At 38.7% G+C, this 14,803-nt stretch carries 9 protein-coding genes; 8 read left to right on the top strand and 1 reads right to left on the bottom strand.

Features of this window, described 5'->3' with window-relative positions; all coding sequences use genetic code 11:
* The first annotated feature begins 113 nt into the window (after positions 1-113).
* From priA to bshC, 3 genes are all read left to right on the top strand, one after another.
* A complete protein-coding gene (gene priA / locus ACYVFA_RS03845; protein ID WP_460470473.1) occupies positions 114-2,606 on the top strand; it encodes a primosomal protein N' in 2,493 nt (830 codons plus the stop codon).
* Between the two features lie 111 nt (positions 2,607-2,717).
* Positions 2,718-4,484 carry an AMP-dependent synthetase/ligase gene (locus ACYVFA_RS03840; protein WP_460470472.1) on the top strand — a complete coding sequence of 589 codons (1,767 nt, stop codon included), beginning with the start codon at positions 2,718-2,720 and terminating at the stop codon, positions 4,482-4,484.
* A gap of 360 nt (positions 4,485-4,844) precedes the next feature.
* Positions 4,845-6,389: a bacillithiol biosynthesis cysteine-adding enzyme BshC gene (gene bshC, locus ACYVFA_RS03835; protein ID WP_460470471.1), complete on the top strand. Its 1,545-nt coding sequence runs from the start codon at positions 4,845-4,847 to the stop codon at positions 6,387-6,389.
* A gap of 91 nt (positions 6,390-6,480) precedes the next feature.
* On the opposite strand, the gene ACYVFA_RS03830 is transcribed toward bshC, so the two are convergent.
* The gene (locus ACYVFA_RS03830) at positions 6,481-7,668 is read right to left on the bottom strand and encodes a tail fiber domain-containing protein (RefSeq protein WP_460470470.1); all 1,188 of its coding nucleotides are present in this window, start codon (positions 7,666-7,668) and stop codon (positions 6,481-6,483) included.
* 276 nt (positions 7,669-7,944) lie between these two features.
* On the opposite strand from ACYVFA_RS03830, the gene ACYVFA_RS03825 reads away from it, so the two are divergent.
* From ACYVFA_RS03825 to ACYVFA_RS03805, 5 genes are all read left to right on the top strand, one after another.
* Positions 7,945-8,562: a TetR/AcrR family transcriptional regulator gene (locus ACYVFA_RS03825; protein ID WP_460470469.1), complete on the top strand. Its 618-nt coding sequence runs from the start codon at positions 7,945-7,947 to the stop codon at positions 8,560-8,562.
* Positions 8,563-8,614: 52 nt separating this feature from the next.
* Entirely contained in the window at positions 8,615-9,049 is a 435-nt protein-coding gene (locus tag ACYVFA_RS03820) for a PaaI family thioesterase (RefSeq protein WP_460470468.1), read from the top strand.
* Between the two features lie 85 nt (positions 9,050-9,134).
* Positions 9,135-10,481: a TolC family protein gene (locus tag ACYVFA_RS03815; RefSeq protein WP_460470467.1), complete on the top strand. Its 1,347-nt coding sequence runs from the start codon at positions 9,135-9,137 to the stop codon at positions 10,479-10,481.
* A gap of 50 nt (positions 10,482-10,531) precedes the next feature.
* Positions 10,532-11,578 (top strand): efflux RND transporter periplasmic adaptor subunit, encoded by a 1,047-nt coding sequence (locus tag ACYVFA_RS03810; RefSeq protein ID WP_460470466.1) that lies wholly within the window; start codon positions 10,532-10,534, stop codon positions 11,576-11,578.
* 137 nt (positions 11,579-11,715) lie between these two features.
* Positions 11,716-14,754: an efflux RND transporter permease subunit gene (locus ACYVFA_RS03805; RefSeq protein WP_460470465.1), complete on the top strand. Its 3,039-nt coding sequence runs from the start codon at positions 11,716-11,718 to the stop codon at positions 14,752-14,754.
* Positions 14,755-14,803: the final 49 nt, after the last annotated feature.

The following is a 14,803-nucleotide window of genomic DNA, read 5'->3' as shown; positions in this document are numbered from 1 at the left end:
TAATTATTCAAGGTATTTTTAGTATCTTAGGATAGCCCATGTATCAACGATTATGCAAAGAATCGTTAATAATTTTTATGTGCTTGTTTTATTTTTAATCCCATTATCTGAAGATGACAGAAGATATTTTTTCCACTGAAACCACCTACTTTGCTGACGTAATTTTGCCTGTGCCTATCCCACGTATGTTTACCTATCGTGTTCCCCGCCATTTTGCAGCTGATATAAAAATCGGTGCGAGGGTAATCGTACAATTTGGCAGAAACCGCGTGGTAACTGCTGTAGTCGGAAAAATCCACACCAAACCGCCTGAAAAGTATCAGGCCAAATATATTCTCGAATTACTGGATATTGACCCACTCGTTACCCCTTCACAATTATGGCTTTTTGAATGGATTGCGGAGTACTATATGTGTTGCATTGGTGAGGTAATGAATGTAGCCGTACCGTCTGGTTTAAAAGTAAGCAGTCAGTCAAGAATGCAGTTAAATCCAGACTTTGACCATCCAGACTTATTAGAAGAAAAAGAGGTAGAGTTTCTGGAGATTCTGAAAACACATACTTCTCTTACCTATGATGATGCCATCAAGTTTGTAGGCGAGAAAAATATCAATCCGATGATTAAATCATTGATTGGTAAGCATGCCATTATTATGTATGAAGAAGTAAAAGAGAAATATAAGCCAAAAATCGCCAAGAAACTCCGCCTGAAGAGAGCATATGAAGGAAGTGAAGAAGTCTTTAATCTGATTGATTCATTGACCAAATCGCCGAAACAACAGATGATTATCATGGAGTATCTTAAAAATATTCCTATTAACGAGCTTCGAGAAAAAAATACTCTGGGTGTCGATAAGTCTATTTTTACCCAGGGAGAAACTTCTGATTCTGCCCTTTCTACCTTAATTGATAAAGGCATTCTGGAGCAATTTGAAGTAATTGTTTCACGATTCGGCGATGATGCACCGGAAGAACCGCTGAAAATCTCCTTAACTGATGCCCAACAAACGGCAAGTGACGAAATCATGCAACAATTCTCAGAGCGGGACATTGTGCTATTGCATGGGATTACGGGTAGTGGTAAAACCGAAATCTATATCGATTTAATTCAGAAGGTATTAGACGGAGGCTCACAAGTATTATACCTATTGCCCGAAATTGCCCTGACCACCCAGATAGTGGTAAGGCTAAAAAGGGTATTTGGTGATAAAATGGGCGTTTATCACTCTAAATTCTCAGACAACGAACGCGTAGAAGTATGGCGAGGAATTGTAGATGGGCGCTATCAGTTTGTGGTAGGTGTTCGCTCAGCTATATTCCTACCAATGGATAATCTGGGCTTAGTGATTATTGACGAAGAGCACGAAACTTCTTATAAACAGTTTGATCCTGCGCCTCGCTACCATGCCCGTGATGTGGGTATTATGCTAGGATTGAAACAAGGGGCCAAAATTCTGCTTGGTTCAGCCACCCCATCTATCGAAAGCTATTATCAGGCACAGACCGGCCGATATGGCTTGGTAACCTTAAGCCAACGCTATGGAGAAGCGCAATTGCCAGATATAACTTTGGTTGACCTGAAAGCGGAGCGCAAGGCCAAAACCATGAAAAATGATTTTTCGAGTGTACTTTATAACCAGATTCAACAGAACCTGGCAAATAAAGAACAAACCATCATTTTCCAGAACCGAAGAGGCTATTCACCTTATCTGAATTGTCAGGAATGTAACTGGGTTTCTGAATGTCAACAATGTGCCGTGAGTCTGACTTACCATATGCACTCAACAGAGTTAAGATGCCACTATTGCGGACATAAGGAGGAAATTCCAAAGGTTTGTCCGGTATGTGGTTCCGGTAAATTACGTACGATTGGGTTTGGTACCGAGAAACTGGAGGAAGACTTAAAGGCTATGTTTGATACCGCTCGTGTCATTCGGATGGATTTGGATACCACAAGAACCAAAAATGCCTACCAGAATATTATCAGTGAATTTGAACAAGGCGGAACTGATATTCTGGTAGGTACACAGATGATTAGTAAAGGTCTCGATTTTGACCAAGTAAGCCTGGTAGGGATTTTCGATGCCGACCGGATGATTCATTTTCCTGATTTCAGGGCTGCGGAACGGGCTTTCCAGATGTTAACACAGGTAAGTGGTAGAGCAGGGCGGCGTGCAAAAAAGGGCTTGGTATTAATTCAGACCAATGATACCCAACAGGCATTATTGCAAAAAGTAGTCGTAAACGATTATATCGGTTACTATACCCACGAAATAGCCGAGCGTGAAAGTTATTTCTATCCGCCTTTTACAAGAGTTATTTCTATTACGCTCAAACACGAAGAACAGGAGAAAGCAGAGAAAGCCGCACATTGGCTGGCCGAAAAATTATTAGAGAAATTGGGCCAAGCCCGAGTATTAGGTCCTGAAAAATCTTTGATTGAGCGTATCCGTAACAAGTTCTTATTCGATATTATGATCAAGCTTGAAAAAGATAAACTGAATATTAAAGCTGCCAAAAGCTTTTTGCGAGAAATGATTGATGCCCTACACCAGACCAAAGAACATAAAGATGTAGATGTGGTGGTAGATGTAGATGCCGTATAGTATTTATCATTTTGGTCATTAAATAAAAAAAATAAACAGGTTTTTCAGCTATTTGCTTTGACGGAAAGTATTTTCTTTACATTTGTCATTATACAAACGCCTGTTAAAACTATGTCTCAACCTATTAGTCGCATATTCGATTTATTACCTGAATCGATTGCCAAGTACAACAAACCCGATGTTTTTGCATCCAAGATAAAAGGTGAATGGGTAAAAATTTCAGCAACTGAGTTTATTGATAGCATCAATCAGCTTAGCTATGGTTTATTGAAATTAGGCGTAAAAAAAGGTGATAAGATTGCCATTATTTCCGAAAGTCGCCCTGAATGGAATATTGTAGACTTTGGTATTCAGCAGGTAGGCGCTGTCAGCGTTCCATTATATCCGAATATCACGGTTGAAGATTATAAATATATTTTTCAGGATGCAGATATATCTTATGTATTTGTAGGCGACGAAACGCTATTAGAAAGAGCAACAGAAGCCATAAAAGTTGCGCCTTCTGTGAAGGCTATCTATACCTTTGACAAAATTAAAGATGCCAATTATTGGAAAGATGTAATAGTCAGTGAAAGCGAAGAAAATAAATCAAAAGTAGAGGCTATCAAAAATTCTGTCAAAACCGATGACTTACTGACTTTGATTTATACTTCCGGCACTACCGGAAAACCTAAAGGTGTGATGCTTACACACCAGAATATCATCAGTGATTTTGAAGGTTGCAAAGATTATTTCCCGATTGATGCCGAATGCCGTGCTTTAAGTTTCCTTCCTCTGAATCACGTGTACGAGCGCATGGTATTGTATTTATATATACGTCTGGGCGTTTCTATCTATTATGCCCAGAATATGGGTACCATTGCCGAAGACCTGAAAGATGTAAAACCACAAATCTTTACCACTGTTCCTCGTCTGCTCGAAAAAGTATATGATAAAATCGTAGCCACAGGTTATGGATTAGACGGATTGAAACGCCGTATTTTCTTATGGGCTTTAGATTTAGGTTTACAATATGACCCGAATTTGAGCGGTGGCTGGTGGTATAATCAGCAATTAAAACTGGCACAGAAACTGGTTTTCAGCAAATGGCAGGAAGCCTTAGGTGGAAACATCAGAATGATATGCTCGGGTGCAGCAGCTTTACAGCCTCGTTTAGCCAGAGTTTTCTGGGCAGCTGGCATTCCGGTTTCAGAGGGATATGGTATGACAGAAGCCTCACCGGTAATTGCTACCAATCGTGTAAAACCTCTTGATTTAAGAATCGGCACCGTTGGTCCTGTGATAGACGGTGGAAAAATAAAAATAGCTGAAGATGGTGAGATTCTCTACAAAGGACCTAATGTTATGGTAGGCTATTATAATTTACCGGAACTAACCAAAGAAGCCATTGATGCGGATGGCTGGTTGCATACTGGTGATATTGGCACTTTAGTAGAAGGTAAATTCCTGAAAATAACCGACCGCAAGAAAGAAATCTTCAAAACATCAGGTGGTAAATATGTAGCACCACAGGTATTGGAAAACAAAATTAAGGAATCGGTTTATGTAGAGCAGATTATGGTAGTGGGTGAAGGACAGAAATTCCCGGGAGCATTGATTATACCTGAATTTGGCGCCTTAAAAGAATGGGCTAAATCACGTAGTATCCCTTATACTTCCGACGCTGAAATAGTAAAAAACCATGACGTTCATAAATTGCTTATGGACGAAGTCAATCGCTACAACAAAGAGTTTGCCCCTTACGAGCAGGTAAAGAAAATTGAGTTACTAGCAAGCCCTTGGACGATTGAAAACGGTGAGATTACCCCAACACTTAAACCAAAGCGTAAGGTAATCATGAATAAATATAAAGATTTGATTGATGGGATGTATGAGTAGACTTATTTAAAATATTGCCACAATGTACACAAGAGAACACGATGTTACACAATTGTGAAATTTGGTGCATTTTAGTGTACATTATGGCAGTTTTTTTAGCAAACATTCTAATATCACTTCTCAGAATTCTTCACATAAATAAGGCCAGTCTGCAATCACTACCTCATCCTTGCCAAAAATTTCTCATAAAAAAATCACATTAATTCTCAAAAATAGAATTTATTTTCGTTGTTTATTTTAAGTAATGAAATGGGTATTATAAAATTTATTCCTCAAAATAATACTTGTGGATTTTGTATATTTGAAACCTGTCTATTCTTTTTCGTGTTATTGGAAAAATAAAGAAATCGCGCCTTAAATATGCCTTCGCAAACCTTAGAGTTAAAAGCCGTTGGAGCTTTTCCAAAATTGTTTTTAGATTATATCACAAAAAACGAAACGCTAGCTACTTTTTATAATCAATTTCCGGATATTGAAGGATTTCGAAAAGTTATTCAATCAAGAGTTTTTACCCAGCAAAAGCGTCAGATTTTAGTTGATGCTTTAGAAAGACAATATTCAACGCTTGATGCTAAACCAGATTTCTCTCCCTTATTAGATGATAAAACCTTTACAGTAACCACAGGCCACCAGTTGAATATCTTTACTGGCCCGCTCTATGTGATTTACAAGATTGTAACCATTATCAACTTAGCCAAGAAATTAAAAGCTGAATTTCCTGAGTATAATTTTGTACCAGTATATTGGATGGCGAGCGAAGACCACGATTTTGAGGAAATTTCTGTTTTTAACTTATTCGGCAAAAACTATAAATGGGAAACTACGCAGAAAGGGGCAGTAGGGCGTATGAATCCGGCAGAATTAAGAGCGATTTGTGATCAGATTCCTGAGAGAGTAGAGTTTTTCCAGCATGCTTATCTCAATCATGGTACCTTGGCTAATGCCGTACGATGTTATATGAGTCATTTGTTTGAAAGTGAAGGTTTAATATGTTTAGATGCCGACGACACAGCCCTTAAATCTGTTTTCAGCCTTATTATTAAAGACGACCTAGTTCACAATACAGCCAGCAAAATCGTTACCGAGACTTCTGAAAAACTACACGCAGCAGGCTATCATACCCAAATCACACCAAGAGAAATTAACTTCTTCTATCTGGAAGATGGTCTGAGAGAAAGAATCATCAAAGAAGAAGCCGAATATAAAGTTCTTCATACAGATATAACCTTTTCAGAAAGTGAAATACTGCAATTAGTAGATAGTAACCCAGAGAGATTTAGTCCGAACGTGGTTTTAAGACCTTTGTATCAGGAAACGATTCTGCCTAATCTGGCTTATATTGGTGGCCCATCCGAAGTACCTTACTGGCTACAGCTAAAAGGCGTTTTTGACCATTACCAGGAACAATTCCCATTATTAATGCCTCGTAATTTTGCTTTGGTAGTCAATGATGCCAGCCGTAAGAAAATAGATAAACTGGGTATTACTACCGAAGAGTTATTTGCCGATGAAGTAACGCTACGTAAAAGCTTCGTAGAAAAGAATTCAAGAAAATCATTAAGTCTTGCTTTCGAGATTGATGAAATCAACGATATTTTCGAGCGCATTCTTAAAAAAGCCCTGCTTATAGAAGCCACTATGAAAGGCCCTGTGGAAGCAGTAAAAGCCAAAGGCATTAATTCATTAGACCACCTCGAAAAACGTATCAAGAGAGCAGAAGAACGCAATCAGGAAGGGTCGGTAAATCAACTATTAGCTTTGAAAGAAAAACTGTTCCCGGGTGGAGGTTTACAGGAAAGAAAAGAAAACTTCCTGAATTTCTATCTTAATGACAATCTTTTCATCAAAAAGCTTTTAGAAACGATGGATCCGCTTGACTATAGTTTTAATGTAATTGAAATATAGAATCACACTATTTGAAGAACAATAAATGTAGGGACAATATACTGTCCCTACATTGTATAGTTTTTCCAAAAACTATTTCTTCTTTAATCCCTTACTGCTTTACTATCAAATTTTCTGACTTTATTGGTTCTTTCGATTTTCTAAAAGCAGATTTTCTGCGTTTTGGTTGAAGCATGGCTTTTAAGCTCTCTATTTCTTCCATTAAATATTGATTCTGGGCCTGCAATACTTCTGTGCGTTTTTCAAGTGCTTTTATGCCACTATAGGCTACACCCAATAAATCTAAAGGACTAACAGTTGTATCATTACCAATAGTACCATAATCATCCCGGCCAAAGGCCTGATAAAAGTCCTGAGCCATAATACCATAATGGCGGTATTGTCTGGTATCTTTAGCTTTGAAATTCCACGAATAATAAGGGATAGCCGATATTTTCTTTAAAACAGTTTCACCATTCAACTCCTCAAAATTTTCCTTTTTATTCCTGTCTGATGTATAGGCCCAACCATTACTCTGAGGCGTTAGATAAGCATAGTTAACCGATGTTACCCAGAAAGTATAATTATCAAACCGCATCATCATTTGGTTATCAGAGGTATTACTGGCAATTGCATCATTGGCTGTCCCTGCTATACAGAAAGAGTTACGATGGTTACTGGTATTTGAATTTACGCCCAGCGCTGTAGAATTATCTCCGGTAGCATTTGTTTTTACGCCTATCGCAGTAGCGTTCTCACCGCTGGCTTTTGATTCGCTACCCATGGCCGTAGAAGCATTACCAAAAGCATAAGTAAGATAACCCGTTGAAAAGGCAGCATCACCACCTGCATGCGTATATTGCCCTAATGCCATAGAGTATAGTCCTACATCTAGACTGCCAAATCCTGTAGCTCCAGCAAGACCAACTCTTAATGCCCCTTTGGTAGAATACCAGATTAATTTAGTATCGTCATCACTGGTAGAATCTTTCCCGAAAATAACAGTTCTGGCAGGTGCTACGTTAAAGTAAGCTTGTGGGGCACTGATACCGATACCTACATTTCCTGCATTAGCATTATAAATATTTTTACCATTGGCGGCCCAACCAGTTCCGGCAGCATTAGTCAGTGAAACCCAGGCCGAACCATTCCAATAGCGGAGCAAATTGCTGGGGTTATCATAATTTAATGTTCCTTTAGTAGGGTTTTGTGGATTTTCAGGAATTATAGTAATCGATTGCCCAAAAGAAAACTGCGCTAAAAGAAGTAGATTAATGAATAGTGTTAATGAGGATTTCATAGCGTATTGTTCTTGATTTTGATTCAAAATTGCTGAATCATAAGAAGTCAAAAAAATAAAGTTAATCGAATAGACAAAAAGAGGAAACGATAGGTCGAAAAGAAGAATCTAAAGGCACTGGTTTAGAAATACTTGCCTTTCAGTCATTAATCTCTGCCGAAAGCTGTGCAGCATTTTACCATTCATGTAGTTTTTATCAAAAAAACCTCAAAACATTTGTTTTACTGAACACCGTTCATTTTATTTGCAACGTTAATTAAAATATGTTTAGTATAGATGGGTATTACTGAAAGAAAAGAAAGAGAAAAAGCCGAAATGAAGCGACTCATCATGGATGCCGCCCGCAAACTCTTTATTGAACAAGGATTTGAGAAAACAAGCATTCGTAATATCGCCGATGAGATAGAGTATAGCCCGGGAACTATTTACCTGTATTATAAAGATAAAAGCGAGTTACTGTTTGATTTACATCAGGAATCGTTTCAAAAATTGATAGAGCAGTTTCAGCGTGTATTGAATATCCGGGACCCATTTGAAAGATTAACTACGATGGGTCGGTATTATATGCAATATGGATTTGAAAACCCCGAATTGTATGAGTTGATGTTCCTGATGTCGTCACCAATTGAAACGGTAGAATGCCGTGAAGAGATATGGGAAGATGGACATGTAGCCTTTGAAATGCTCCGCCAGATCGTACGTGAGTGTATTCAGGCAGGGTATTTTAAAATTGATGATGTAGAAGGTACTTCAATGATGATCTGGGCAACCGTACATGGGCTTGTAACCATTCACTTAAGAAAACGAACAACAATGTTCAAGGAGGGAGAACGTATCCCACGTTTAGAACACGCTTATGAGCGCTTTATAGAATTAATTAAAGGAAGAATATAATTGCAGACAGCCATTAAAACTAATTGCAGAAAATCCATTAAAACGAAAAAGCATGAATCCGATTACAGAATTTTTTAAATCAAACATTGGCAAGCACGCAGCCGATATGAGCCCCTCACCTTTGGGTAGATGGTTGAATGGCAAGTTAATAGCCGTTGAAGAAAATTCAATAGAAGTTGAGTTTGTAGTAAGAGAAGAAATGACTAATCCGGTTAAGATTCTTCATGGAGGCACAGCGGCTTCTATGATGGATGATGTGATGGGCATGACTGTATACATGCTGGGCAGAGAGAGTTTTTATACTACTGTCAATCTAAGTATTGATTATCTTTCACCAGCCAAAGCAGGTGATACATTACTGGTAAAATCAAAAATCATCCGGGCAGGTAAGACTGTCATTCATATTGAATGTGGAATTTATAGTACTGACAAAAAAATAGTAGCCAAATGCACGTCTAATATGGTCGTGACAGGCGTAAAAATATAAGTATCACTACCCGCCTCACCTATGGCGGGTTTATTTGGCACCTTTACTTAACACTGTTCATTAATTGAAAAAGCGTCAGTGAAATATGAAAAAACTCTTTTTACTCTTAGCACTCTCCCCTATCATTGCTTTTTCTCAGGTTTCTTCACCTGTTCTTGAATCATATATTCAGGAGGGATTGAAGAATAACCTGGCACTTCAACAAGAAGGTTTAGAAATAGAAAAAGCCCAAGAGAGCATCAAACAGGCCAAGGCCAATTTTTCTCCTAAAATCACCTTTGCGCCTACTTATACAGTGGCGGCAGGTGGTCGTCGCTTATCTTTCCCTGTAGGCGATTTATTGAATCCGGTATACTCTACGCTTAATAAGCTTACGAATTCGAGCAATTTTCCTCAGGTAGAGAATGTGAATGAATTATTAGCTCCTAATAACTTTCATGATACCAAGTTCAGTTTCCAATATCCAATTTATAATACGGACATTCGCTACAACCTGCTTATCCAACGAGATCTGATGACAGCCCAGGAAGCGAAAAAAAGGATTGTTGAAAACGAAGTTCGCTATAATATTACCATTGCCTACCTGCAATACCTGCAAACACTAGAAGCGCAGAAGATATTCTCAGCCTCTCGTATAGTGTTGAGCGATTTCGTGAAACTGAATGAAAAACTGGTCAATAATAACGTAGCTACCAAAGATGTGATTTACTCGGCTGAGTATGAAGTAAGCAAGCTTGACCAGCAAGTAGCAGTGATGGACAAGAATCGCTACACCGCCCAAGCCTACCTGAATTTCTTAATGAATCGCGATTTCAATACAGATATTATCGCCGATACAGTTTTTTTGGATGCCGACACTAAAGTAAATGTGACTGATATACGCCAACAGTCTATTGCTAACCGTCAGGAAATTAGTCAGTTAAAAGCGAATATTCAAGCCAGTGCTTCGGCTATCAAATTACAGGAAATGAACTCCATGAGACCACAGGTATTTTTAGGTGGAACTACAGGTTTCCAGGGCAATGGCTATACTTTCAAAAATCAGGCTTATATCATCGGTCAACTCGGATTAACGTGGGATGTGTTTCATGGATATGAAAAAAAATCGAAGATTCAGCAAGCAAAAATCCAGAAAAGTATCTTAGAAACTAAGCTGGAAGAGGTACAAAAACAGATTCAATTACAGGTTTCACAAGCGTATTTTGAGTTAGAAGCTGCTCAAAAGACTTTGCCATCAGCCAAAGACGGAACAGTAAAAGCTGAAAAATATTTTAAAGTAGTTGATAGCCGCTACCGTAACGGACAAGCAATTCTGGTAGAATACTTAAGAGCACAGAATGAAGTGATAACCGCCCAATTGCAGGAGTCTTTGTCTAAATATGACATCCTATTGAAAAAAGCCATGTTAGATAAAGTTGCCGCAGTAAGATAATATTTCCATCAGAAAAATTACGATTTAATCAGAAATAAACAGATTTATATATGAAAACGAAATTATTTCCTCTCATTTACGCATCCCTGTTTTTGCTGGTAGTGAGTTGCGGTAAGAAACAAGAAACAAAACAGGAAACAGAAGAAATTATACCGGTTGAGGTACAGGCTGTTACTATAAAACCGCTCACAGAGCCTATCGTTGCCAGTGGAGTATTATCATCCAAATCAGAAATGAAACTGGCTTTCAAAACCGGAGGCATGATTCAGAAAGTTTATGTAAACGAAGGGCAGTTTGTAAGAGAAGGGCAATTATTGGCCGAATTAGACCTATCTGAAATTGATGCACAGGTAAAACAGGCGAAATTAGGCTTAGAAAAATCGGAAAGAGATTTGGAACGAGTAAAAAAACTATATGCCGACGAAGCTACTACGCTTACCAATGTGCAAGATGCTACCACAGGCTATGATGTAGCCAAACAAAACGTACAGGTAGCAGAGTTCAATCAGAAATTATCAAGAATTTATGCGCCTGTCAGTGGCCGAATCCTCCGCAAGATTTCAGAACAAGGCGAATTAATTACCCCATTTTCTCCAGTATTTATTCTTGGAACTGGTGAATCTGCATATATAGTCAATGTTGGTTTAGCGGATAAAGATGTAGTGAAAGCTAAGTTGGGAGATATAGCCAGCGTGTACCTGGATGCCTATCCAAACGAGCCTTTCCATGCCCGAATCACACAAATAGCCCAGACAGTTAATCCAGCTACGGGTACTTTTGAAGCCGAATTACAGATTCAGCCGAATGGCAAAAAACTGATTTCGGGTTTTGTTGCCAAAGCTGAGATTTCATCAGGTAAAGGGCCAGTATCCTTAGTAATCCCTGTAGAAGCATTAGTTGAAGCAGATAATACTACTGCTTTTGTCTATGTACTGAATGCAGATAACCAATCAGTCACTAAAAACCCGATAGGTATCGGAGCCATTTTTGGCAATGATGTAGCAGTTACTTCAGGTCTGGTAGAAGGAACACAGATTGTTTCCAAAGGGGCTAATTTTCTGAGTGATAAGAGTAAAGTCAAAGTTATTAAACAATAATACTTTATCACTATTCATGCTACGTTGTCTGGCTTTAATTCTTAAAGCTAATTAGTAGAAATGTGTCAATTGTAGATATAAGCCGCAAAAAGCTGTTTACTAAGCGGCAAAATCAGTACACTTAATTCATCATTACCATGCGTCTTGCAGAATTTTCCGTTAAAAACTACCAGTTTACTATCATTATATTTATAATGGTATTAGCCGTTGGTATCAACTCTCTGTTGAATATGCCCAAAGCCGAAGACCCGGATTTGAAGGCCACTTTCAACAATATTGTCGTGGTATATCCGGGTACATCCCCTGCTGATATGGAAAAGCTAATAGTTGACCCTATCGAAGACAGAATTTCAGGTATCAGCGATATAAAAAAGGTAACTTCAACCTCTGACGAGGGTGTAGCCAGTGTAGTTATAGAGTTTCAACATACGGCTGATACCGAAGAAAAATATAATGAGGTAGTAAGAGAAATCAACGCCATTCGTGGCTCTTTACCGTCAGATTTGTATAGTCTTGATATTTTCAGATATACACCCGAAGGTGTAAATATTGTTCAATGCGCTTTAATGTCTGAAACGACCCCTTATAAAGACTTAGAGAAAGAAGCTGAAACATTGAAAGATAATTTACTAAAAGTAAAATCTATCAAAAGTGCCGAAACCTGGGCTTTCCCGAAACAACAGGTTCGTGTTTCTATCAATCTGGATAAAATGGCGCAGCTTCGTATTCCGCTCAATCGGGTTTTAGGAGCTATCCAGTCTGAAAACGCGAATATTCCGGCAGGGAATATCGAAATCGGGAGCCGAAAGTTTAGTGTAAAAACTTCGGGGAGTTATGCCAGTATCGACGAAATCAAAAATACCATTGTCAGTAGCTCAGGCACAACCGTTACCTATCTGAAAGACATTGCAGAGGTAAACAAAGATTATGAAGAAGAAAGTTATATAGGCAGACTGAATGGAAAGCGAGCGGTTTTTGTCACGGCTACCATGAAGGCCGGAAGCAATATCTTTAAAACCGGAGAGCAAATCCGCCCGATTATAGATAATTTTAAAACCAGTCTTCCGCCAAATATCAAATTCGAGCAAAGTTTCGATCAGGTTAAGAGTGTTTCCACTCGTTTATTAGGTTTAGCTCGCGACTTCGGGATAGCCATTCTATTGGTATTAATTACGCTTATTCCGTTAGGTTTCAGAGCTGCCATTATTGTGATGATTTCAATCCCACTATCTTTAGCAATGGGACTAACCATGCTCGATTTAGCAGGTTTTGGCATCAATCAGTTAAGTGTGGTAGGGCTAGTAATTGCCCTAGGGCTTCTGGTAGACGATTCCATAGTCGTAGTTGAAAATATTGCCCGCTTCTTACGTACAGGTATGTCGCGTAGAGATGCTGCCATTGAAGCTACCAAACAAATTGGTTTAGCGGTTTTAGGTTGTACAGCTACCTTAATCTTTGCCTTTTTACCGCTCGCTTTCTTGCCAGAAGCAGCCGGAGATTTTATCCGTAGTTTGCCAATGGCCGTTATCACGACTATTATCGCCTCCTTATTTGTTTCACTGACTATCGTTCCTTTTCTAGCCAGTCAATTAATGCCAAGAGAAGAACACGGTGAAAATATCGTTTTGAGATTAATGAAACGCGGTATTGAAGGTTCATATCGTAAGGTATTACACTTAGCCTTAAAACATCCAGTTATCAGCCTCTTAGTAGCCTTTGCTATTTTCTTAGGCAGCTTGGCCTTGATTCCGATTGTAGGTACAAGTGTATTCCCACGTTCTGAGAAACCTCAGTTTCTGATTAATATAAATACGCCACTAGGTACTAACCTGAATGAGACCAATAAGGCAACCGTTTTTGTTGAAAAAGAATTGGGTAAACATGAATTGGTGAAGAATTATGTTTCTAATGTAGGTAAATCAAACCCTCGTATTTACTATAACGTTCTACCAGTAGGTGGAACACAATCTAATTTCGCACAGATTTTTGTACAGTTACAGGATGAGGTGGAAGTACCAGAAAGAGAAGAATTTATTGATGAATTACGCAAGAAGTTTGACTTATATGCAGGTGCCAAAATCAGAGTGATTCAGTTTGAACAAGGCCCTCCGGTAGAGGCCCCACTAGCTGTGAGAATATTCGGCGAAAACCTTGATTCATTGCGTGCGATTTCGTTTCGGGTTGAAAAACTCTTTAAAGAAACCAAAGGCACCATGTATGTAAACAATCCCCTATCAGCACAGAATGTAGACTTACGTGTGGATATTAATAAAGACAAAGCCGGAATGTTAGGCATTCCGACAGTAGACATTGACCGCACCGTGAGAATGGGCATTGCCGGAGTTAATATGGGCACCTACAAACAAAACGACGAAGACGAAATAGATATTAATATCAGCCTTCCTCGTGGCGACCATGCAGGTATGGATGCTTTCTCGAAAATGTTTATAGCAAACCAGATGGGAAATCTGATACCTTTAAAGCAGGTAGCAAACCTCAATTTCGAAACATCGCCCAATAGAATTAATCACTATGACCGCGACCGCTATACAATCGTGACAGCTTTTATCCAAAATGGTTATCTGACACCGAATGTAACCAAAGAAGCAACAGCTAAACTCGCAAGCCTTAAATTACCCAAAGGTTATGAAATCAAAATGGCTGGTGAAGTAGAACGTTCACAAGAAACTTTCGGCGGCTTAGGTACGATCATCCTGATTACCGTTTTCGGAATCATGGCTATTCTGATTCTTGAATTTAAGACTTTCAAGAGTACAATTATTGTATTATCGGTTATTCCATTGGGTATGATTGGAGCCATTCTGATACTACTCTTTACTGGTTATTCGCTTTCTTTTACGGCTATTGTAGGTATTATTGCCTTGGCAGGAATTGAGGTCAAAAACTCCATATTGCTCGTTGACTATACCAATTACTTAAGAAAAGAACAGGGATTAAGCATTAATGAAGCCATTGAAGAAGCTGGTGAAACCCGTTTTATCCCAATCGTATTAACTACGCTAACAGCTATAGGTGGATTACTTCCTCTGGTATTGGAGCATTCACCACTCTATTCTCCATTGGCATTAGTAATGATTGGTGGGTTGATTTCGTCTTTGATTCTGACTCGTATTGTTACGCCGGTAATGTATAAATTATTACCTCCAAAAATCTGATTTTTGTTTTCAGTCTCTGTGAAATTGCTCGCAGAGACTGAAAATCTTC

The sequence above is a fragment of the Emticicia fontis genome (assembly GCF_054779675.1).
The sequence above is the reverse complement of the archived record's forward strand: the minus strand, read 5'-3'. Positions and strand labels throughout refer to the sequence as shown.